At 42.9% G+C, this 23,230-nt stretch carries 23 protein-coding genes; 10 read left to right on the top strand and 13 right to left on the bottom strand.

Annotation, left to right across the window (positions count from 1 at the left end):
* Positions 1-229: 229 nt before the first annotated feature.
* Positions 230-2,011, bottom strand: coding sequence for a translation elongation factor 4 (gene lepA / locus OCV81_RS07740; RefSeq protein ID WP_148329532.1), 1,782 nt, complete (start codon positions 2,009-2,011; stop codon positions 230-232).
* A 105-nt stretch (positions 2,012-2,116) separates the two neighbouring features.
* Here lepA and OCV81_RS07735 point away from each other — a divergent pair, with 105 nt between their 5' ends.
* The 4 genes from OCV81_RS07735 to OCV81_RS07720 are packed head-to-tail and all read left to right on the top strand — an operon-like array spanning position 2,117 to position 6,123.
* Positions 2,117-2,698, top strand: a complete 582-nt coding sequence (locus OCV81_RS07735; RefSeq protein WP_022354256.1) for a LemA family protein — start codon at positions 2,117-2,119, stop codon at positions 2,696-2,698.
* A gap of 15 nt (positions 2,699-2,713) precedes the next feature.
* On the top strand, positions 2,714-3,643 hold the full coding sequence (locus OCV81_RS07730; RefSeq protein WP_148329531.1) for a TPM domain-containing protein: 930 nt from the start codon (positions 2,714-2,716) through the stop codon (positions 3,641-3,643).
* 33 nt (positions 3,644-3,676) lie between these two features.
* The gene (gene aroC / locus OCV81_RS07725; RefSeq protein WP_148329530.1) at positions 3,677-4,756 is read left to right on the top strand and encodes a chorismate synthase; all 1,080 of its coding nucleotides are present in this window, start codon (positions 3,677-3,679) and stop codon (positions 4,754-4,756) included.
* A gap of 11 nt (positions 4,757-4,767) precedes the next feature.
* A complete protein-coding gene (locus tag OCV81_RS07720) occupies positions 4,768-6,123 on the top strand; it encodes a dipeptidase (protein WP_022354253.1) in 1,356 nt (451 codons plus the stop codon).
* Positions 6,124-6,158: 35 nt separating this feature from the next.
* Here OCV81_RS07720 and OCV81_RS07715 read toward each other — a convergent pair whose 3' ends face one another.
* Both OCV81_RS07715 and OCV81_RS07710 read right to left on the bottom strand, forming a co-directional pair.
* The gene (locus OCV81_RS07715; RefSeq protein WP_148329529.1) at positions 6,159-7,178 is read right to left on the bottom strand and encodes an endonuclease/exonuclease/phosphatase family protein; all 1,020 of its coding nucleotides are present in this window, start codon (positions 7,176-7,178) and stop codon (positions 6,159-6,161) included.
* Positions 7,175-8,632, bottom strand: a complete 1,458-nt coding sequence (locus tag OCV81_RS07710) for an aminoacyl-histidine dipeptidase (protein ID WP_148329528.1) — start codon at positions 8,630-8,632, stop codon at positions 7,175-7,177. Before OCV81_RS07710 ends, OCV81_RS07715 begins: the two co-directional genes overlap by 4 nt.
* Positions 8,633-8,779: 147 nt before the next feature.
* On the opposite strand from OCV81_RS07710, the gene OCV81_RS07705 reads away from it, so the two are divergent.
* Together OCV81_RS07705 and OCV81_RS07700 are read left to right on the top strand one after the other, a co-directional pair.
* Positions 8,780-9,010: a hypothetical protein gene (locus OCV81_RS07705; protein WP_204434009.1), complete on the top strand. Its 231-nt coding sequence runs from the start codon at positions 8,780-8,782 to the stop codon at positions 9,008-9,010.
* Between the two features lie 37 nt (positions 9,011-9,047).
* Positions 9,048-9,644, top strand: coding sequence for an OmpH family outer membrane protein (locus OCV81_RS07700; RefSeq protein ID WP_148329526.1), 597 nt, complete (start codon positions 9,048-9,050; stop codon positions 9,642-9,644).
* A gap of 78 nt (positions 9,645-9,722) precedes the next feature.
* Here the strand turns inward: OCV81_RS07700 and OCV81_RS07695 are convergent, their stop codons facing one another.
* The 3 genes from OCV81_RS07695 to OCV81_RS07685 form a co-directional block, all read right to left on the bottom strand.
* The gene (locus tag OCV81_RS07695; protein ID WP_148329525.1) at positions 9,723-11,501 is read right to left on the bottom strand and encodes a DUF4091 domain-containing protein; all 1,779 of its coding nucleotides are present in this window, start codon (positions 11,499-11,501) and stop codon (positions 9,723-9,725) included.
* A 113-nt stretch (positions 11,502-11,614) separates the two neighbouring features.
* Entirely contained in the window at positions 11,615-12,724 is a 1,110-nt protein-coding gene (locus OCV81_RS07690; RefSeq protein ID WP_022354246.1) for a Fic family protein, read from the bottom strand.
* A 129-nt stretch (positions 12,725-12,853) separates the two neighbouring features.
* Positions 12,854-13,618 (bottom strand): response regulator transcription factor, encoded by a 765-nt coding sequence (locus tag OCV81_RS07685; RefSeq protein ID WP_148329524.1) that lies wholly within the window; start codon positions 13,616-13,618, stop codon positions 12,854-12,856.
* A gap of 136 nt (positions 13,619-13,754) precedes the next feature.
* Between OCV81_RS07685 and OCV81_RS07680 the strand changes: the two genes are divergently transcribed.
* Positions 13,755-14,408: a DUF1349 domain-containing protein gene (locus tag OCV81_RS07680; RefSeq protein ID WP_148329523.1), complete on the top strand. Its 654-nt coding sequence runs from the start codon at positions 13,755-13,757 to the stop codon at positions 14,406-14,408.
* Positions 14,409-14,643: 235 nt separating this feature from the next.
* On the opposite strand, the gene OCV81_RS07675 is transcribed toward OCV81_RS07680, so the two are convergent.
* The 7 genes from OCV81_RS07675 to OCV81_RS07645 form a co-directional block, all read right to left on the bottom strand.
* Positions 14,644-15,297 (bottom strand): tetratricopeptide repeat protein, encoded by a 654-nt coding sequence (locus tag OCV81_RS07675; protein ID WP_139255716.1) that lies wholly within the window; start codon positions 15,295-15,297, stop codon positions 14,644-14,646.
* A gap of 16 nt (positions 15,298-15,313) precedes the next feature.
* Positions 15,314-15,472 (bottom strand): hypothetical protein, encoded by a 159-nt coding sequence (locus OCV81_RS07670; protein WP_178255445.1) that lies wholly within the window; start codon positions 15,470-15,472, stop codon positions 15,314-15,316.
* A gap of 99 nt (positions 15,473-15,571) precedes the next feature.
* The gene (locus tag OCV81_RS07665) at positions 15,572-16,522 is read right to left on the bottom strand and encodes a TonB family protein (RefSeq protein ID WP_148329522.1); all 951 of its coding nucleotides are present in this window, start codon (positions 16,520-16,522) and stop codon (positions 15,572-15,574) included.
* Between the two features lie 141 nt (positions 16,523-16,663).
* Entirely contained in the window at positions 16,664-17,512 is an 849-nt protein-coding gene (locus OCV81_RS07660) for a WD40 repeat domain-containing protein (protein WP_148329521.1), read from the bottom strand.
* Between the two features lie 181 nt (positions 17,513-17,693).
* Complete coding sequence (locus tag OCV81_RS07655; protein WP_148329520.1) at positions 17,694-18,188, bottom strand: lanthionine synthetase LanC family protein; 495 nt, start codon at positions 18,186-18,188, stop codon at positions 17,694-17,696.
* An 18-nt stretch (positions 18,189-18,206) separates the two neighbouring features.
* A complete protein-coding gene (locus OCV81_RS07650) occupies positions 18,207-19,178 on the bottom strand; it encodes an energy transducer TonB (RefSeq protein ID WP_148329519.1) in 972 nt (323 codons plus the stop codon).
* A 307-nt stretch (positions 19,179-19,485) separates the two neighbouring features.
* Complete coding sequence (locus OCV81_RS07645) at positions 19,486-21,126, bottom strand: helix-turn-helix transcriptional regulator (RefSeq protein WP_262640276.1); 1,641 nt, start codon at positions 21,124-21,126, stop codon at positions 19,486-19,488.
* A 561-nt stretch (positions 21,127-21,687) separates the two neighbouring features.
* On the opposite strand from OCV81_RS07645, the gene OCV81_RS07640 reads away from it, so the two are divergent.
* Genes OCV81_RS07640 through OCV81_RS07635 form a run of 3 tightly spaced genes read left to right on the top strand, consistent with a single transcriptional unit; the run spans position 21,688 to position 22,857 of the window.
* On the top strand, positions 21,688-22,203 hold the full coding sequence (locus OCV81_RS07640) for a helix-turn-helix transcriptional regulator (RefSeq protein WP_262640275.1): 516 nt from the start codon (positions 21,688-21,690) through the stop codon (positions 22,201-22,203).
* Complete coding sequence (locus tag OCV81_RS17845; protein WP_148329518.1) at positions 22,193-22,390, top strand: nucleotidyl transferase AbiEii/AbiGii toxin family protein; 198 nt, start codon at positions 22,193-22,195, stop codon at positions 22,388-22,390. Before OCV81_RS07640 ends, OCV81_RS17845 begins: the two co-directional genes overlap by 11 nt.
* A complete protein-coding gene (locus OCV81_RS07635; protein WP_148329517.1) occupies positions 22,387-22,857 on the top strand; it encodes a hypothetical protein in 471 nt (156 codons plus the stop codon). Before OCV81_RS17845 ends, OCV81_RS07635 begins: the two co-directional genes overlap by 4 nt.
* Positions 22,858-23,230 lie beyond the last annotated feature (373 nt).

The raw sequence follows: 23,230 nt of genomic DNA, 5'->3' as shown, positions 1-23,230 counted from the left end.
TTAGATTTAAGGTATGACAAAGCTATAAATGATTTTTAGCATTAAAACAGGCCAGATTTTCCTGAAGTTATAATCCATTCAAAAAAGCCTATGTGGTTTTATCTTTAGACAAATGTATTGGATTTTATTTTAAATTGCAAATTATTTGTCAATTTATTTATAATTTTCTATGGCAAAAAAAAGACGCCAAACACGTACGATAGTTTTGGCGCCTTTTTTTCTTTTCCATTTAATCTAACTTCAGTACAGCCAGGAATGCCTTTTGTGGCACTTCCACCGTACCAATTTGCTTCATTCGTTTTTTTCCTCTTTTTTGTTTTTCCAGCAGCTTACGTTTACGGCTCACGTCACCTCCGTAACATTTGGCCGTCACATCCTTCCGGACAGCTTTGATGGTTTCACGCGCAATAATCTTGGCCCCAATAGCCGCCTGGATAGCAATTTCAAACTGTTGACGAGGAATCAGTTCCTTCAGTTTTTCACACATCCGACGGCCCAAATCGTAAGCGTTGTCAAAATGAGTCAAGGTAGACAACGCATCCACCGATTCTCCGTTCAGCAGGATATCCAATTTCACAAGTTTGGAAGGACGGAAGCCCGACTGATGGTAGTCGAACGAAGCATATCCCTTGGAAATACTTTTCAACTTGTCATAGAAATCAATCACAATTTCTCCCAAAGGCATCTTGTAATGCAGTTCTACGCGATTTCCAGAAATGTAATCCTGTTTCACCAACTCACCGCGCTTACCCAAACACAGAGTCATAATCGGACCGATATAGTCGGTTGCCGTAATGATGGAAGCATCAATATAAGGTTCTTCAATGTGATCAATTAAGGTCGGATCGGGCATACCACCCGGGTTATGCACTTCCTGTACACCTCCTTGCTTGTCGTACACCATATAAGATACGTTCGGCACCGTGGTAATGACATTCATATCAAACTCACGGTCCAGACGTTCCTGCACAATTTCCATGTGAAGCAGCCCCAGGAACCCACAACGGAAACCGAAGCCCAAGGCCAGAGATGATTCCGGCTGGAAAGTCAGAGACGCATCGTTCAACTGCAGTTTCTCCAGTGAAGCGCGCAAGTTCTCATAATCTTCTGCTTCTATCGGATAAACCCCGGCAAACACCATCGGTTTCACTTCTTCAAATCCGTCGATGGCCTTGTCACACGGACGGTCAATATGCGTAATGGTATCGCCCACCTTCACTTCTCTTGAAGTCTTGATACCCGAAATGATATATCCTACATCTCCCGTACGGAGTTCTTTCCGCGGTACCATGTCCATCTTCAATACCCCCACTTCATCTGCCACATATTCTTTCCCGGTATTGAAGAACTTCACTTTGTCACCCGTACGGATAATTCCGTTCTCCACCTTAAAATAAGCGATAATTCCCCGGAAAGAATTGAACACAGAGTCAAAAATCAATGCCTGCAACGGGGCATTTTCATCTCCCTGAGGAGCCGGGATCCGTTCTATCACGGCCTGTAAGATTTCCTCCACACCCATTCCGGTTTTTCCAGAGGCACGGATAATCTCTTCACGTTTGCATCCCAACAAATCGATGATTTCATCCTCCACTTCTTCCGGCATCGCACTGGCCATGTCACACTTGTTCATCACCGGAATGATTTCCAGGTCATGTTCCAAGGCCATATACAAGTTCGAGATGGTCTGGGCCTGTACCCCCTGCGAAGCATCTACTACCAGCAACGCACCCTCACATGCTGCAATGGAACGAGACACCTCGTATGAAAAGTCCACATGTCCCGGAGTGTCAATCAGGTTCAGGATATATTTCTCACCTTTATAATTATACTCCATTTGAATGGCATGACTCTTGATAGTGATTCCACGTTCACGCTCCAAATCCATGTCATCCAACATCTGTCCTTCCGTAATCTTGATGGTCTGCGTGTATTCCAGCAAACGGTCGGCCAAAGTGGACTTCCCGTGGTCAATGTGTGCAATAATGCAAAAGTTTCGGATATTCTTCATATATAATATTACAACTTATCAAAATTATTGTGCAAAGATAGGCAAAAAAAGAGATTTTTATGTATGTTTGCCTTTGAAACTAATTATAAAACATAAATAACACGTATGAAAAAAACATGGATTATTCTCATCGCAGTAGTCGCTGTCATCGTAATTTACTGCGTCAGTTCGTATAACTCTTTAGTCACTCAGGAAGAAACCGTAGGCACTGCATGGAGCAATGTAGAAAACCAATACCAGCGCCGTTCCGACTTGATTCCGAACCTGGTTAACACGGTTAAGGGTTACGCAGCCCATGAAAAGGAAACTTTCGATGCCGTAGTGTCTGCCAGAGCGAAAGCTACCCAAATGAGCATTGACATTGACGACCTGACCCCTGAAAAGATTGCCGCTTACCAAAAAGCACAAGGAGAAGTAGGCAGTGCATTGAGCCGTTTGCTTGCCGTCACGGAAAATTATCCAGACCTGAAAGCCAACGAGAATTTCAAGGAACTGCAAGCACAACTGGAAGGAACCGAAAACCGCATCAGTGTGGAACGCCGGAAATTCAACGAAACGGCCCGCGAATATAACACGAGCATCCGCCGTTTCCCGAAAAACATCGTAGCCGGCCTGTTCGGATTTGAGAAGCGTCCTTATTTCGAAGCAGAAGAAGGCAGTGAGAAAGCCCCGGAAGTAAAGTTCTAAACCGTGGACTTCCTCATGAAACGTTATTTTTCACTTGGACTGTTCTTTTTGCTGACTACACTTTTCTGCCACCTACAAGCAGAAGGATACAAAGTGGAAGACATTCCCATGGTACACTTGCAAAACCGGGCACGGTATGTCAGCAACCCCGACGGTGTACTAACTGAGGCCGCCGTAGCCGCCATGGATACCACCCTTTTTGCCTTGGAGCAGAAAACCGGCATCCAGACATTGGTCGTGGCAGTCCGCCAGATAGAAGGAGGCGACTGCTTTGACTTTGCTTACCAGTTGGGTGAGAAGAACGGAGTCGGCCAGAAAGGCAAAGACAACGGACTGGTCATCCTACTGGTCATCGAAGAACGGTGCATCCAGTTTGTCACCGGCTACGGTCTGGAAGGTATCCTCCCCGATGCCCTCTGCAAACGTATCCAGACCCGCTACATGAATCCTTATCTGAGCAAAGGCAACTGGGATGCCGGTATGATAGCAGGCGTTCAAGCCGTACGTCAGATACTGGACAAGAGTTCCGGTTCCCCCACTCCTCCCAAAAGAGAATCCGACAACCTCCTGCTCTTCATTGTACTGGGATGCTGTTTCATTTTAGTTCCCACCCTACTCTGGTATTCGGGACGCCAACGAAACAAATGCCCCAACTGCCACAAGCATACCCTGAAACAGGTTTCCGTACGAACGATTTCTCGCGTGGGAGGCGTACGTACCGAAGAAGTCACCTACCTCTGCAGCCATTGTGGACATGTACGCCGCACCCAGCGGAAAGTCAATGACGACGATTTCCACCACCGGGGCGGAAACGGAGGCCCTTTCCTGGGCGGACCGTTCTTTGGCGGAGGATTCGGAAGAGGCGGAGGCTTCGGAGGTGGCTTCGGTGGCGGAAGTTTCGGAGGAGGAAGCTTTGGCGGCGGAGGTGCCGGAAGCAAATTCTAACAGTAAATACAATCACAATTATACTATACAACCATGTACAACAACACTTTTGGAAACATCTTCCGTCTCACCAGCTTCGGTGAGTCACACGGAAAAGCTATAGGCGGTGTCATCGACGGATTTCCCGCAGGCATTGCCATCGACATGGAGTTTGTGCAACAAGAACTGGCTCGTCGCCGGCCTGGCCAATCTTCCATCACAACCGCCCGAAAAGAAGCCGATGAGGTAGAATTCCTTTCCGGAATTTACGAAGGTGTATCCACGGGCTGCCCCATTGGATTTGTCGTATGGAACACCAACCAACATTCCAACGACTATGACAACATGAAAGAGGTATTCCGTCCTTCACATGCTGATTTCACCTACACGCAGAAATATGGTGTACGCGACCATCGGGGAGGCGGACGTTCCTCTGCCCGTGAAACCATCGCCCGCGTAGTAGGAGGCGCCCTCGCCAAATTGGCCCTGAAGCAGTTGGGCATCCGCATCACTGCCTTCACCTCACAGGTAGGCACTTTCAAACTCGACAAAGATTATACAGAGTATGACCTGAGTACCATCGAAAACAATCCCGTACGCTGCCCCGACCAGGAACTGGCCAAGCAAATGGCCGATTACATCTACCAGACCAAAGGCGAAGGCGATACCATCGGCGGGGTCATCAGCTGTGTCATTCAGGGATGCCCCATCGGACTGGGACAGCCGGTTTTCGGCAAGCTTCATGCCGCTTTGGGCAATGCCATGCTCAGCATCAATGCCGTCAAAGGTTTTGAATACGGACAAGGCTTCGGACACATGGAGATGAAAGGCAGCCAGCAGAACGATATCTTCTACCGCGAGGGCGACAAAATCGCTTTCCGCACCAACCGTTCCGGGGGTATCCAGGGAGGCATCAGCAACGGACAGGACATTTATTTCCGGGTCGCATTCAAGCCGGTAGCTACCGTACTGATGGAACAGCCCACGGTCGACATCCACGGCAATGAAACCATTTTAAAGGCACGTGGCCGTCACGACCCTTGCGTCCTGCCTCGTGCAGTACCCATCGTAGAAGCCATGGCAGCCATGACCATCCTCGATTATTACTTGCTTAACAAGACAACCCACTTATAAATAAAAACCGCATGGAAATCAAACAATACATACAAGCAAACGAAGCCCGGTTCCTCGACGAACTGTTCAGCCTCATCCGTATCCCCAGCATCAGTGCCCTGCCTGCGCACAAGGAAGACATGCTGGCCTGCGCCGAACGCTGGCGCCAATTGCTGCTCGAAGCAGGAGCCGACGAGGCCATGGTGATGCCCTCCGAAGGACATCCGCTGGTCTATGCCGAAAAGCGTGTCAGCCCCGATGCCCCCACCGTACTGGTATATGCACATTATGACGTGATGCCGGCCGAACCGCTGGAACTGTGGAAAAACCCGCCTTTCGAACCGGAAATACGCGACGGACATATCTGGGCCCGCGGAGCTGACGACGATAAAGGACAATCCATGATTCAAGTCAAGGCTTTTGAATACCTCGTACGGGAAGGATTACTCCACCATAACGTGAAATTCATCTTTGAAGGAGAAGAAGAAATCGGTTCTCCCAGCCTGAATGCCTTCCTGAAAGCCCACAAGGAACTGCTGAAAGCCGATGTCATTCTGGTGTCCGATACCAGCATGCTGGGCGCAGACCTTCCCTCCCTCACCACCGGACTGAGAGGCCTGGCTTATTGGGAAATCGAAGTGACCGGCCCGAACCGCGACCTTCATTCCGGACATTTCGGTGGGGCCGTAGCCAACCCCATCAACGTGCTCTGCGACTTACTGTCCAAAGTTATCGATGCAGACGGCCGTATCACCGTCCCCCATTTCTATGACGATGTGGAAGAAGTGCCGGCTGCCGAACGCGCCATGATTGCCCAGATTCCGTTCGACGAAAAGAAATACATGGAAGCCATCGGCGTGAAAGCCCTGAAAGGCGAAAAAGGCTATTCTACACTGGAACGCAACAGCTGCCGCCCGTCATTCGATGTCTGCGGTATCTGGGGAGGATACACCGGTGAAGGCTCCAAGACCGTATTGCCTTCCAAAGCCTACGCCAAAGTATCCAGCCGTCTGGTTCCCCACCAGCAACATGAAAAGATTTCCCAGCTGTTTGTAGACTACCTCACCCAGCAGGCCCCCGACTATGTACAAGTAAAAGTCACTCCCCTGCATGGCGGTGAAGGCTATGTCTGCCCCATCCACCATCCGGCCTATCAGGCAGCCGAAAAAGGATTTGAAAAAGCCTTTGGAAAGAAACCGCTGGCCGTTCGTCGTGGAGGAAGTATCCCTATCATCAGCGACTTCGAACAGATACTCGGTATCAAAACCATCCTGATGGGATTCGGACTGGAAAGCGATGCCATCCATTCCCCGAATGAAAATTTCTCTCTTGACATTTTCAGAAAAGGAATAGAAGCCGTAGTAGAGTTCCACTTACAATATAAATAAACCAAAAGGGTGACTTGAAGTCACCCTTTTTCCTTTTATTCCTCCACCGTCAGTTCCAGCAGTACCGGAAGATGATCGCTGTATCCTCCATGATACCGTCTTCCTTTGTACGTACGGAAAGGCATTTCCCCTCCATACACATTGTCTTCTTCCAACAAGAAAGGGAAACGCAGGATGGCAGCCTTTTCCTTTGAAGTCCGGGTACGGACATCGGGTTGCAGCAAACCTCCGTTCACCACCATCTGGTCCAGTACGCCCCATTCGCCTTTATAACGGTAAGTACCCTCCGGCTGGTTCTCCATCAGATTGTAGCACGCACACACATCCGGCTCATCCGACAAAGCGGAAACCCGCAGGCCTTCCTGCAAGGACTTTCCATCAGGATAATCATTAAAATCGCCCATGATAATAAGACGAGGGCTCTGTCTTTTGGCTATGACCGAGTCGGCTGCCTGGCGGACTCTGCGCGCTACCCACAAACGGTATGCATCCGTCTTTTGCGCCCCTCCCACACGCGAGGGGAGATGACACACAAACACATCCAACGTATCCCCGCTGGCCACACGCCCCGAAGCATACAGGATATCCCGTGTAGGACGCATGCCCAACGAGTCCGACGGAATACGGATTTGCTGCGACGTCAGCAAGCGGAACGAGGCTGGCTGATACAGCAGTGCCACATCAATGCCACGCTCATCGGGCGAAGAAGTCATTACATATTTATATCCTGCTTCCCGAAGAGGAGAATAACCGGTCAGACTTTTCAGGCAGTAATCATTCTCCACCTCACACAAGCCGACCAAATCGGGTACCTGCTCTTTCCCCACTGCCAGAATCACCTTTCCAATCTTATTCAGCTTGTCCTGAAAGCGAGCATACGTCCAGTTTCGCACGCTGCCTGGAAGGAACTCTGTATCCTGCTTCAACGAATCGTGACGGCAATCGAACAGGTTCTCCACATTGTATTCCATCACTCGGAACGTATGCTGTGCCTGAACTGGTGCGACAGTCATGCCGCACACAGCCCAGAGCAAACTATAAATCATTTTTCTCATACACGAGCCGGAATATGAGCCAACACATCCAGCAGGTGACGCCAGAACTTATCTACCGTAGGAATCAGCATACGTTCGTCGGGTGAATGTACTCCGCGCAACGTCGGTCCGAATGAAACCATGTCCAACGACGGGTATTTCTCCAGGAACAAGCCACATTCCAGTCCGGCATGGATGGCCTTCACTTTCGGTTCCACTCCAAACAGACGCTTGTAGCTTTCCACCGCTACCTTCAGGATGGCAGACGACGGATTCGGTTTCCAACCCGGATAACCGTCACCCGTGACACAAGTCGCTCCACCCAGTTCAAAGGCCGCACGTACCATCTGCGACATATCCTCGCGAGAAGACAGAATGGAACTGCGCTGGCTGGTCACCACGACAATTTTCCCATCACGCATCTTCACCGAAGCCAAATTGGAAGAAGTTTCCACCAGTCCCTCAATATCCTGACTCATGGCATATACTCCGTGATGCACGGCATACAAAGAAAGCAGGAAGCGCTTCATCGCTTCTTTTTCCATCACTTCCGCACAGGGTGTTTCCGATTCCAGTTCCATAACCAGGTTCGGTTCCGTGACAGAGAACTCATTTTCTACATCGGCCAGGAACATATTCAGGGCTACCCGTACATTCTCCTTGTCGGCCATCGGCACCGCACATACGGCATGCGCCTCACGCGGAATGGCATTGTGCAAATTACCTCCGTCAATCAGACTCAGACGCAAGTCATACTGCTTCATCAGAATCGCCAGGAAGCGGTCGAGCAACTTATTGGCATTCGCCCGGTTCTTGTTGATGTCATCTCCAGAATGGCCACCCGTCAATCCTTTGATAGTCACCCGGAAGAAGAAATAACCTTCCGGAGCCGCCGTCATCGGACAAGGGAACTCAGCCGTAGTACCCGCTCCTCCGGCACATCCGATAAACAATTCCCCTTCATCTTCCGAATCCAGGTTGATCAGAATATCGCCACTCATGAAGCCTTCCTTCAAAGCAAAGGCCCCGGTCAATCCGGTTTCCTCGTCCACGGTGAACAAGCATTCCAGCGGACCGTGCTGAATGTCATCCGCAGCCAGCACCGCCAGTTCCGTAGCCATTCCGATGCCGTTGTCTGCGCCCAGCGTAGTACCTTTCGCTCTCAACCATTCTCCGTCGATATACGTTTCAATCGGATCAGTTTCAAAATTATGCACAGTCTGGTTGTTCTTCTCACACACCATGTCCATGTGCGACTGCAACACCACCTTCTTCAGGTGTTCCATGCCTGCCGTAGCTGGTTTGCATATCAACACATTGCCTGCTTCATCCACTTTATGTGCCAATCCATGCGCCTGGGCAAAATCCACTAGATACTTCCGAATCTTTTCCTCTTTCTTAGAAGGACGCGGCACACGACAGATTTCTTCAAAATAATGAAATACCGATGCCGGTTGTAAATCTTTCTTTTCCATAAAAGTATTATCTATTATAATGATTAAAAATTGTATGCAAACAAAAGTTAAATCCGCGATTTTTCCCTCCATAAAAGGCTTTTTTAAAGACAAAACCCTAAGGAATCGTGACAAAAACTATATCTTTGCACCACAAAATTAATAGAAATGCTCAAGACTCTCCTGATAACTTTGTTAATAGTTGCTATCTGCATAGCGCTATTATCGGTAAAGATACTTTTCAAAAAGAACGGACGCTTCCCCAACACCCACGTGAGCGGAAGCAAAGCCATGCGTAAAAGAGGTATCGGATGCGTGCAGTCACAAGACCGTGCCGCCCAGCATCTCAACCCTCATGCCATTTCGGAGAGACAATCTGCCCATACAGAAGTAGAATAAACGCTAATAATTAACTAAAAACGATATCACTATCATTATGAAAAAAACGAATGTTTTGAAAGGACTTCTGGCACTTGCCGTAGTACTCCTGTTCGCACAATGTACAGAAAAAAAAGAAACTTCCACTGAAGCTTCTGCTCCGGCAGTAGCAGGTACCAATATGAAGATTGCCTATGTAGAAGTAGACTCATTGCTAACCAAATACCGCTACTGGAACGACCTGAACGAACTGATGATTCAGAAAGAAGAAAACATCCGTACTACACTGAACGAAAAAGCAAAAGAACTGGACGGGGAAATGAGAGAGTTCCAGCGCAAATTGGAAAACAACGGTTTTGCCAGCCGCGAACGTGCAGAACAGGAAAATGCCCGTCTGTTGCAGAAGCAGCGTGACTTGCAGCAGTTGCAGGAAAAGCTTTACGCTGACCTTCAGGCAGAAAACCAGAAGAACAGCCTGCAGCTCCGCGACTCCATCAATTCATTCTTGAAAGTATACAACCAGAAGAAAGGCTACAGCCTGATCATCAGCAACACCCAGTTGGACAACCTGCTGTTTGCTGACAAATCACTGGATATCACTCAGGAAATTGTAGACGGCTTGAACGCCCGCTACAACCCGAGCACCAAAAAATAATTTTCTTACAATTTTATCATAACAAAAAAGTCCGGCCTTTGCGACCGGACTTTTTTATTTCCACTCTTTTGCCCACTGTTACATTTCATTGAGCAACGCATTCATTTCCTTCACCATCAATGCAGGTGATTTCTTATTCACCTTAATCCAGCCTTCCGGCGTAAATTCCGACAGTTTGGCATTCAGTTTCTTCAACTTTCCAGTAGCTCCTTTTGCTTCCAGTTCTTCGCGAAGCACATAAATCTTCTCGCAATCCTGCAAACCTTCTACCAGCCGTTCAAAACGGATACTGCTGCGCGGACCCGGATAGATGCTGTAAGTATCCCCAGCCGCCCACGTGCGGAAACGAGAGTCACGCAACGGGTCTATCGGCCAGCTGTTCACCGCCCAACGCAGATAACCGTCATATCCACCTGCCACAGCATGCAACGCCGTCCATGCGGCTTCCGCCGGTGCCGAGAAAGTAAAGGTATTCGGGAACGCTTCCGTACAGCACGTGTACACCGTACTAATCTGTCCCTTGCGTTCACGCTCCGCCTTCACATCCACCGGGAACTGATTCCCGTAAGGAATGCTGAGGTAATACAAATCCCCCTGAATCTCTTCATGGTAATTTCCAGCCAGTGTAATCTTGAACTCCGGATCGGCCGCCTTAATCACCTTGATGGCCTCCTGCATGGCCTCCATCGGACGCTCATCCATGGAGATGGCCGTTTTTTCAAACCATCCTTTCTCACGCAAGTGACGGGAGAAATCTTTCAGAAACGTACCCCAGTATTCCGCGTAAGCCTCATCCCCCGGCGCCGCCTTGATAAACTGTACCCGATTCGTCGCCTGGTCAAAATAGTCGAAGCTCAACGCCCACGGAATCATCGTGTAGCAACTGATCAAGTCCTTGATGCCGACCTCGTTCATCATAAATTCTACCCACTTGTCGAACACCGTATAATCGTACACCCACGTGCCGTCCAGCTTCTTCATCCGGAAAATCATGCTGTCATACGCATCCTCCGTCTGTCCGGCCCATGGTTTGTGCATGATGCTGGCAGTAATGGCCCGCTGCCCCGCATTGGCCAGCATCTTCATGAGGGGACGCATGGCATCAAAATGCGCCTTGCTCCACAACGGCACCTGATAATAACGCGCCACGGAATACGGGTTCTGCCACAAATCCAGATGGAAAGCCCATTTCTGCGGTTCCGGTAACGTACGGTTCACCACCTCAATCTCAAACGGCAGTTTCATCGCCTCGAAATTCTTCCCAGAAACGGTCAGCGTGCCTTTGTATTTTCCCGGCTTTGCCTCCGCCGGTACCCACACGTTCAGCCACACCGGCTGCGTGGTGCGCGCCTTCACTTCCCGCACCCGTACGATATCGAGCACATCGGCCACCATCAAAGAATCCCACTCCGCCTTATTTTCACGCGCACCGCATCCTCCGCTTCCGTCCTTGTTCAGTTCATCGGTCATCACGTAACGCACGAAATGGGTCCGCACTGCCGAAGCCGGAATCACCGAGTTCCCGTTTTTCAACTCACTGACGGTCATTTCCGCCCCTTCCAGGTCTTTCTGCGTCCACAACACCGCCTGTGCATTCACCCGTTCTCCTTTCCAGGCCTTCAGGCGGAGCGTACCGGTCGCCTTCACATCCGGCACATCCAGTTTCTTATAACGCACATCCGTCGTTCCCCAGCAGAAACGGACCGGAGCCGTCATCTTGTTCCACACTTCCACCCCGTCGTGAGGTTTCGTGTCCGTCAGTTCTTCGTAATCTCCCAATGGAAATTTTTCTGCCTGCTGTGAAAAGCAGGCCGGCCCGCATGCAAGCAGCGCCGATAGAATCAGCATTTTTTTCATTTCTTATTATTTAGGTTTAGTGTTAACTTGAACATCTTGCCGCAAATTTCGGATATCAAATTTACGAATTTACTCCGTTCCTTGCATCATTCAATCATGCTTTCTTATCATTCTTATATTTCATCCATACAATGTAGCCCTGCTAAAGAATAATTTGTACTTCTACCTCCCTCACTATTCTTTACCAACACACCTTTTGCAATCAAATCGTTTATATCATTTAAAGCCGTATCCGGCGAACATTTAGCAATTTTAGCCCATTTACTAGAAGTAAGTTTGCCCAAGAAACCATCAAATAGCATGTTAATCAGTTTACGTTGCCGCACATTGAATTCTATATCCCTAAAATACTCCCAAAACCTGGCTTTTTCCAACACAACAGCCAATGTTTCTCGTGTCGAATCCAATGCCTTGTCAAGACACTTCAAGAACCAGAGAAGCCATTCCGTAATGTCTCCATCTCCTTTCTGAGTTCTTTCCAATATTTCATAATACTCTTTTTGCATTAACTTGATTTCGGCCGACATGCTATAAAACCGTTTACCTGTATTCTCTGAACGTGCCAGCATCATATCAGTCAAGGCCCTGGTAATTCGTCCATTACCGTCATCAAAAGGATGTATAGACACAAACCATAAATGAACAATTGCCGCCTTTATTACTTCATCTATATCTTCTTCAGTATTAACCCACTGAATAAAGCGTTTCATTTCTTCGGGCACCCTTTCTGGCGAGGGAGCCTGATAATGAACCTTTTCATGACCCATTGCTCCCGAAACCACCTGCATTTCACCTGTGCGATACTTCCCAACTTCAATTCTGTACAATCCACTTATTCCAGAGGGGAACAACACATTATGCCATCCAAAAAGACGGTCGTCAGATAAGGGCTTTTTATAATTTTGCGTAGCATCCAATAGCATCTCCACTATTCCTTCTACATATCGGGAAGCCGGAACAAGACCAGCTGTTTCAATCCCCAAACGACGGGCAATAGAAGAACGCACTTCCTGCAAATTCAACATTTCACCCTCAATTTCCGAAGAACGGACCAATTCGACAGACATGGTAGAAAGCATAGCCTCATCCTGAAATTCAAATCCAAGAGCAGAAAGACTACCTAACACCATACCTTGTTTCGCCCTGATTCGCCCTAAAAGCTTAAGCACTCTACTGCTATCATAGGTAAACTGCCACCAGTTTTCTCTTTCATGTAAATACATATAGCCACTTTTAGCAATAAAGATAATAATTTTTCGGGGAATAAAGCATCTATTTACCGAATATTTTCGGAGAATAGAACACTTATTCACCGAAAAGCTGTACATTGTCTGATATAAACCACAAGCACTTTACATGATTCCCAGCTCCTTCGCCACCCGACAGGCCTCTATGGAACTCTTCACCTGAAGTTTCCGCAGGATTTCCTGCCGATGCCGACTCACCGTGTGGATACTGATGGAAAGCAGAATGGCAATATCCTTACTCATCATGCCCTTGGCAATAAGCCGGAGAATCTGTGTCTCCCGGTAAGACAGTATCTGTGAGTCGTCCCTCCGTCCAAGTTCCATCTCCTCACCCGTCACCGAATTCACCACCACACTCTTTCCTGCAAACATCGGGAACCAAGGTGTATACACGCATAAAGCCAGCCACAGCCCATTCGCCACGGGTGAAGACACATAAAACAACCGGTGCAACACAAACTGATAGTTGCCCGCCCCGTCCTTCATGCGCAGCTTGCTGGCCAGATAGAAATCGGCCCGCTTCATCTTTGGCTGACGCCGCACAAAATGGAAAAAACGAAGCTCCTGCAAATATTTCTCGTGCAAATCGTCCGGATGTATCTGCTTCAGGATAACCTCTTCCCAGATGGAATCAATCCGGTCTTCCGTGCCGGGCACCTGCTTCCAACCCAAAGTCTGTGAAAAATGCCCATAATACACATAGCTGATATTGGCATGCATGTCACTCAACACGGCCACTGCATTTTCCATTTCCGCATAACCGGATGCAATCGCCTTGTATTTTTCCAGTTCCGCCGCCGACAGCCCGTCCTGCTGCGACACCAAATCTTGCGTCAAAAAACGGCTGTTCAATTCATCTACTATGTTCATGAAAATGGTTATTAATCATCATTGTGTATTCGTTACCCACGCACTACATTTGCAAAGATAACGAGGAAAAATGATTATTAACGAATGACACGGAAAACTTTTCATCAATTTAGGAACCTAAATTAATTCACCCAATATGAAAAAACAACTTATCTTAGGCATGGCCCTCGGCGCATCGCTTCAAGCCGGAATGGCCCAGTCGCTGGAAAAAATGCAATGGTTCAACGAACCCGAACAGTGGAAAATTGAGAATCAGGCACTCACGATGTTTGTCACCCCGCAGAGTGACTACTGGCGGATTTCACACTATGGCTTTACCGTGGACGACGCTCCTTTCTATTACACTACCTACGGAGGAGAGTTTGAAGTCAAAGTGAAAGTGACCGGCGACTACAAGACCCGTTTCGACCAGGCCGGACTGATGCTGCGCATTGACCATGAAAACTACATCAAGACAGGCATCGAGTTTGTGGACGGCAAGTTCAACCTGAGCACGGTCGTCACCCACAAGACTTCCGACTGGAGCGTCATCACACTGGACAAGCCGGTACCTTACGTATGGATCAAGGCTGTCAGACGGTTGGATGCCGTGGAAATCTTCTATTCCTTCGACGACAAGGAATATGTCATGATGCGCAACGCCTGGTTGCAGGACCACGTCCCTGTCATGGTAGGTCTCATGGCGGCCAGCCCGGACGGAAACGGCTTCAATGCCACCTTTGAGAATTTCAAGGTAAAGCACCTGCCTGACCTCCGCCGACAGGAATGGTTGAAAAAGAATGCGGAATAAGAAATGAAAAGAGGTTGCATTCCCAGTTGAAGCAACCTCTTTTATCATTTATGACGGAATCTTTTATCACAATCCCTACATATATAATTGGCCTTTGAAATCTTTCCGAATATACAATGACTCTTTCATCTTATAATTTGCTTTTACGCTAAAAAACTGATATTTAGACAAAAAAAAACAAAATTTACCTCTAAATTTTTGTCCTTATTTTTTAGGTTAGCTTTTTACCTCCTCATTAATATTCCATAATATTATGATTCCACAGGTTATTTATATAATTATCCTTATCGAAATTTTTATATAAATTATCCACTTCTGTTTGTATTATTTTATCATTTGTACTTTTCAAGTGGTCTGGTAATAAAGATTTTACTTCATCCATATCCATCATCTTACCATCTATGAAATAACGTATGACAAGATTAGACATGAAATCTTTCAAGTTGCATGCAGCTGATTTCAATAATTTTGCGTTCTTATCCAATGCGCGGTCATAATATTCAAGGGCTTTTTGAGGGAAACCTGTCTTTTCATACAGCATACCTGTCAAAAATAACGTGTGGTAAGTGCAGGATTCTTTTTCGCATAATGAAGAAAACAAGTTCAATGATTCTTCTTTTTTCCCTATACGAAACAATATCTCACCTTTCCATAAATAAGAGTATGATATATTCGGATTAATGACTATTGCTCTGTCAATATAAGTGAGAGCTTTTGTCAAGGAATCCACATCGTTCTCATAAAGAAGCACGTAATGTAATGCAGAATTGTACAATGAAGATACTTCAGGAGTTTTCTTCAGTAGCGATAGGTCGTCCGAACTAAAGTTTTGCCCATGTATTCCAATAGAAAACATTATAAAGCAAAATGAAATCAATATATTTTTCATATTTCTTTTTATCAATTTATCTTTTTATAACTTCTGCTATGACACTATTATTTTTTCCATAATAAGAATCTTTTTCTATTTTTCTCCCTAACTTTGAAACAAAGGTTGATCTTCTATAAGAAACAGCGTCTTTTTTCGCCATTTCAAACCATAATTTAATATTTGTAATATTCATATCTTAAACTATAAATATGCAGAATCCCAGTGTTAGTATCAATCCCATCAGACCGCCGGTTCCAAATTGTCACCTATAATACCGGTTATTTACTACAAATTATTTTACAATAAAAGGAATGTTATATACCATGGCTACGACCCTTCCACCAACTTTTGCCGGCTTCCATTTTGGCATCATGTTTACCACTCGCAATGCCTCGTCATCGATATCCTTGCCCAAACTTTTCATTATTTCGGCATCACGTATAGTACCATCGGCTTCCACGACGAAGTTCACCAAAACAGTACCCGGTTTGCTATTGGCTGGTTTTCTGAAATTTCTACTGACGAACTCAATCATTGCATCGTGTCCTCCCGGATATTCTGCCAGTTCGTCAACCACGTAGTAAACTCCATCCTCCCGCTTTTGCGGCATAGAAGGTTTTTTCTGGTTCAATGGCCGACTACCGTTCTTTATAAATACATCCTTATATTTTTTGAAGGAACCAACCGCATCAAGGAATACTGTGATTGACTTCCTTTGTTCATCTGTGAATGAAGTCGGTATAGCGGATATAACCTCACTGGCCGGTGTGTCTATTCCATAAATACAATATTTCAGGAAATAACTGTCGAGAAAAGAACCAACGGCAGGATTCTTTTTCATCTGAATTTCACACGTTTCCAATGCTTTTTTATAAAAAGCCAGAGCTTCTTCCGACTGTCCTTGTTCTTCCAGTGCTTTAGCTTTCAAAAGATAGAATCCATGTTGTTCCGGATTGTATTTTATCGCCTCGTCAAGGGTCTTTATAGCTTGATCATATTCTTCTTCAGACAATAATAAATTTACTTTATTTCCATAAGCTGTAATATAAGATTGATCCAAAGCGATGGCTTTATCTAACAAGTTCAACACCTCCGCTATTGAATCTTTATTTGAAAGATTCCGTAACATGATTTCCGTGGCTCTATCATTCAGGTCAATTGCTTCCTGGGAATATTTCTTCTGTTGGGCCGAAACCGAAATAAATGAGAAGAAAAGAGCAGTAATTAAAAGTTGTTTTTTCATAAACTACATAGTCATTTAAGGTTTATAATTTACATCTATTTCTTATTTCGCTCACTTTACAGTTTGCTGTTCTTTTGTTAAGTTTCTTTTTTATTACAAGCTATTATAAAAGAGTAAAATGCATAACTCCTTATTAGGGAATCATAGACTTAAGGTAATAATTTTATTCTTATCTTTTATTGTTTGATAATAAAGAGTCTTACCATCCGGTGATAAACGCATTTTGTTTAAACGATTCTCTCCCTCATTGGTGATTAATTTTACTGACTTGGTATTGGTTAAATCAACCTTAAATACTCCATTCTTTCCAGCAACAATAAAACAATCTTTATCAGGAGTACTTTCTATCAAATATGGGTCGGTCACAATATTATCAAATTTATATGTGATGTCTTCTTCCTTATTCAGACCATCATAACATAAGATATGACATTTATCATTACTGGCCTTTTTACATATTGTATAATAAGCATTCCCTTTAGGGTCGATATCAATTGATATTATTATACCTCTCTTTTCATTGGTTTTTGTAATAGAGCTACGCTCAGTTGGAGAAGAGTACATTGTTTCATCCGAACTGAAATATACTCTTTTACCATCAGCAGATGCTTTAACAGAAAAAATGACATCGTCAGGCAATCTGAAGAGATTCTTATATTTCCTATCTGTAAGATTGAATGAAACCATGTTTTTTTCTTTACCGAAAACAATAACATTGTCTGACAGAAAATCCACTCCAGAGGAAGCGTCAAACTCACTATAGTCTTTAAGACTGTTCTTATAAATAGGAGTGACTCTTCCTGTTTCTAAATCTTTAATGAAAACAGTAGAGGTAGCATCGGACGACAATTGTTTATAAACCATCATTTTCCCATCATGAGAAATGTTAAAATCAATGATTACATTGGATTTTACGGTAAAAGGGGTTTGTGCCATTAATGTCGTTGTAAACAAAAATAGTACACACAATGTAGTTTTTAAAGCTTTCATATTAGTTCACAATTTTAATTTAATATTAATTTACAATATTATATGACAATCTATTTTTGCATAAAACCTGTTATAAACTGTTCTATAGTAAAATAAAGTCTCATATATTTAGCAGCATCGTAAGCCTGCTTAGTAATCACATAACCTTCATATGTCCTAATTCCACTTTCATAACGTGAGATTAAATCACTACATCTTTGAATAAGCCTATTGTCAGAAGTTTTTCTTTCAGTTCTGACGATCTGTTACTATCTACGCATTTATGATAAATATCAAGAAAATAAATCATTCTCATATCACACATCGGCAATACTCCATTGGTGATGAAATCATCACATAATTTATCGGCATGTTCATAGATAAACTGCAATTTATCTCCAAACAATTCATCAAAATCGGCCTCCACCAGTTTGTTTTTGGTGAGATAAAGCAGGACATAACCTATACCGGAAAGACCATTTTCAAAACCCGGATCATTTGTCTTTGTGAGCAGTGATTCCTGTAATGTCTGTAATGCCTGATCTTCGATATACTCATCTTCCAGAAATCGGGCTACCTCAAACAATGCCAAGGACATACCTGCTTTACCATTAAACAAACCGCTTGAACTGACAGAGCATGAGTTAAGCATTACATGCTCTGCCGCTTTCTTTATCAAGGCTTCATTTATTTCCATCTTATTGAATTCTTATTGTCACTTATATCTGAAAGGGATTGTAAACAAGCAGGGAACGTTCTTTCCCTTGTCTATCGCAGCTTTCCAGCGGGGCATTAGTGATACCACCCTAAGGGCCTCTTTGTCCGCTGTTTCATCATAACTTTTATCTATTGTGGATGATTTGATATTGCCGTCTGTGTCTATTACCACCTTTACGGTTATAAAGACTTTTTTACAAGAGTATGATTCAGGCAACTTGAAATTCTCTTTTATAAAATCCAACATTCCGTTTACTCCACCGGGATATTCCGGAAACTGTTCCGCCACAAAATATACTCCGTCCTCCCGTTGAATCTGCATCTTCACTTCTTCAGGTTTATGTGATTTATAGTATAAAGGAAAACGATTGTCTTCAAATATGGCCTTACCATTGGAAAGTATAAATGCCTGCTCCATATAGTTCATTATAACCGGATATTTTTCCTTGAACATTAATTTATAATTTTCTAATTTCCTGTATATTTCCACATTCTCATCAGTACATAGCAGACTGTTGAAAAGGGAATACCAGAAAGGGAAATATGCCGTATAGTATTTCTTGCTGAGACGTTCCATCATCAACTCAGGGTTTTCTTCAAGTTTCTTTTTTATAAGATGATGAAGATTACCTCCTATATCATCTACTACTTCACTACCGCCAATGCAAAGAGTTATCAGCCTGTCGTAAAACAAGCTGTCGGGTATCTTGTCTAATTTATACAAACCTTCGTACATGTGTTTCCTGAAACTTGATTTAAGATTATCAAACGAAGGTATGTTTCCGTATGTAAGCCAGAGTTCATGCCAGGTTACAGGAAAAGCATCGAAGAATTCACGTTGCGTCTCTGCCGTATATCCCGACTTTACCATTAAAGCGAATGTACGGTTCACCTTTGCTGTATCTACAGGAAAACTGAATACTGCTATAAAACAGAATGAAAGCAGTGATAATAATGCAAGTCTTTTCATAATATATAATTTTTATAAGTTAACAAATATTCAATACTATGCCATTATTGCCATATTTGCTTAAGAAATCATTAAAATTTTGCACTGTTGTAGTACTGCCAGATATTTTATAGTCTCCTTGTTTCTATTTCATAAAATCCAGGGCAATAATACCATCAGACTACAGATATTTGTTTGATGCAAAATTAAGGTAAACTATCCATTAAACCATTGGCAATCCATAGAAATAAGCTTGTAATATAGATTTGTATATATCTGATTATCAAATACTATACAGTATAAATGCTTGTAATATAAGACAAAGCAACTATAAGTCTAGTTTTTCAACTAAAAACAAGACAATATCCCCACCTTCAGGAATACCAATTTTTTTTCTAATATTAGTTTTGTACTTATGTACTGAAAAGACACTATTCATCCAAATGGCAGCAATCTCTTCTGTCTTGAATCCAGAAACAAGCATGCAACACAACTGGACTTCTTTGTCATTCAGCATAGGATATTTCTGAATAAGTTTTGAATAGAACCCATCAAAAGATAGATCTATATGATTATAAAACTGTTCCCACTGTGTACCTAGCAAATAATTCTCATCTATTATATGATACTTTTCCAAATCTTTAAGAAATCTTGCACTCTGCACTTGCTGTGTTGAGCGCAAAATTGCGATCTTCTTTGCTATCTCAAAATCACGCAAAATAAACTCTTTGACTTCATTTTTTACATTTCTAAGGTTATCCAAAGAATTAATCTGCTGTTGCAAAGCGAGAATCTTATAAACTTGCTTTTTCCGGAGCTGTATATATATCACCAAAGATACGCATAATACTACAAGAAGTCCTACCAGAATGTATTTATAAATGGCTATCTGTCTATGAATAGTTTTTTTCTCACAAATATTTGTATAGGCCTGTATCGCCTTATCCAATGATTCTCCATTCAGGCAATCAAATGCCATTTCATATTTCTCCTTTAACTTGTTAAGGCATTTTATTTGTTCGCCTGCATCATGATTTAACCGAGCAAACTCTGCACACAACGTATAGAATTCTATTTCTGCAAAGACATTTCCTCCATTTATACTATTCTCTATCGCCAGAAACTTATATTTTTCTGCATTTAACAAGTCCTTTTTACGATAATAACAATATGTCAAAATTGCGAAACATGTGAATTTATGTTCAATGGATGTTTCCTCAACTACAGCTTCTTTCAGCTTTTCTATGCAAGCATCCCAATGTTGCATTTTGTATAAGGCAATTCCCTGCAGACGTTTTATTTCACTTAAAAATATATTCTTTTTACCAAGATATTTTTCTATTTCATTCAATTTTTCGTATGAGACTTTATATTGATCTAAATATAGAAAGCTTTTGGCAACTTGTATTTGAGTTGATATACTCATATCTTGAAAATTTACATCCTTTATGCATTGATTGGCAAGAGTCTGGTATTTAATAAAATTCAAGGTGTTAAATTGCCTGATATACATTTCACCGAGATAGCTGTAAAGATAAAAAAGCCATTCTTGGTCATATTCTTGTCTAGCAATATTTATTGCGGTTTCTATGGTATGGACTTCTTTTGTTATATCATTTTCTTTTTTATAGGTTTCCGCAAGAAGATATAAAGTTTCAAGGTATGGCTGAATCATTTTTTCTTTCTTAAAAATCTGAATGCACCTTTCCAACACACTCTTTGGTGGATAATAATTATTATCCGTATAACTGAGTGTGATTGCAGCTAATATAAAATGAACCGCATCTCTTTTATTCTTTACGCAATTCATGTTTATCGTATCTAACCTTAACAAATAGGATTGTGGATCATTTTCTATCTGAAAAATTATATCATCAAAATTTCTACTCGCCGAATATTCAGAATTACAAGAACCAAGTAATAACAAGGAAATACATGCTATTACACCCATATAGTGATTCAGTTTCATATTCATATTATTTTGCATGGTTATATCATGCAACTAAATGGATTAGATATTAAAGTCTCATTTTACAACAGACATTTGTCAAAAGACATAGCTGTATTCAACCTGTATATATTAAACTTGCAACTCGCATCATTGTTTGTTACACAGGAAGATGCCCACAAATATATTGATAAATAGCATTGAACAATGATAAAAAAGGGAAAATATACAGATTATATTCTTTTTTAGCTAAGTTATCATAACAAAACAGTACGATGGATATAGAGTCACCCCATTTGCCTGTAAGGCAGGTACTTTCTCTAATTTATGATTTTCATCAAACTGAAATTCCGCCACATTCAATCTGGTTTTTACACTGCGAATCACTTTCTTTTCATCCTCATTCCCGTCAACTCATTGCACACTAAAACCTTCAAAAACGGAATATTGCGAATACTATCACCTTTGAACATTACTATGCTATAACTGATAAATAAGGAAAGCATCCACAAATTCAATCACCAAATTGGGTTATCATTCTTAATTGATGTATTTTTGTATCAGAACATAAAGGAAACCAGTATGTATGAAGAATATATCACAGCCAAAATGACACCGGCAGGAAAAGTGCTGGAACATATTTTGAGAAAAGCAAAAATCACTCAAAAGGAACTATCCACCGAGACTGGTGTATATCCACAAAGAATCAATGAATTAATTAAAGGAAAGCGAGATTTCACTATCGAGCAGTCTCTAAACATAGAAAAAGCATTAGGAATAGGCATTGAAGGCTATTTTTACATCATACAAGCCAATTATCAAGTCTATGCCTATATTACAGAAAAAGAACCGTCCCAGCATCCAGACTTATCAAAATTCAGCACAGCTTTATTCTGGGATACAAGAATAGAAAAAATCAACTGGATAAAAAACAAAGAATGGGTCATTCAACGCATATTTGAATATGGCAACCAGCAGGAAATTGAGGAAGCCATCAGATTCTATGGAAAGGATACATTAAAAGCTATATTACCCACCATAAACAGCGAATGGAAAAAGGAAACAAGGGAAAAGAACTTTAAAGAATTTGTGCAATGAAACTGTATCCCCACTTTTAGTTAACTGTCTGAAAAAAATATCAGAATCAGATATTTTCAAAGACTTTAATTTAGTGGGAGGAACATGTCTTAGTCTCCAGCTTGGACACAGACGCTCCATAGACATAGATTTATTTACAGACATGGATTATGGAAGCATGAATACAGCAGCAATGAAAGTTTTTTGAAAGAAAATTTTCCTTATACAGAAAATATAGACACCTTAGACCAACCAGCCTTGGGATACTCCGTCCGAATTGGAGAATCCCCAACTGCTTGCATAAAAGTAGACTTCTTCTATACGGAAAACTTTATTTTTCCCATCAAATGCATAGATGGAATCAGACTTGCAGACACAAGAGAAATCGCCGCAATGAAAATAAAAGCGATGACTCAAGACGAACCCAGGCAAAAGGACTTTTGGGACATCTATGAACTTTCCAACACATTCAGTCTGAAAGACATGATTGAGTGGGCTACCACACGTGATGAATGGAGCTTTACAGAAAAAGAGGTTGAAGCCGGATTCAAAAAAATATCCAACATCAAAGAATGTCCAGAAGGGATAGATTGCTTTAGAGGATACGCATGGGAACTTATCAGTATGGATCTGAAAATGGATGCAGAAGAATACTTCAAACAAAAGACTACATAATTTTTGAAGTTTTTCATTCCCCTACGAATAATTGCTTTTTCACATAAATAGGTAGTGTAAAACAAACAGTGTCACGAGTTATTCCAACATAACAAAATGTCAATTCCCCTCCTTCCTCATTCAAATTTTCTAATTCAGTCGCTCCAGGCCCCATGCTTCCCTTTTTCCCAAGGAAAAGTATCTACGCAAATTCAAAAAGAAACAATATTCAAATAAACAACAACCAAATTACAAAAATAAGAAAGGAACCACGCACATCATCCACAAAACACAAGCAAACACGTACAAAAAGAAACTCCCATTTTCACACTCCAATCACCTCATTTCGCAAAAAAAGTCTTCAAAAGTCTTCACCCACTACCCCCTTCCAGAA

Origin of the sequence: Phocaeicola fibrisolvens (genome assembly GCF_025567125.1) — a bacterium.
In the GTDB taxonomy this organism is placed as follows: Bacteria; Bacteroidota; Bacteroidia; order Bacteroidales; family Bacteroidaceae; genus Phocaeicola; species Phocaeicola fibrisolvens.
This window is presented reverse-complemented; position numbering and strand designations above follow the sequence as displayed.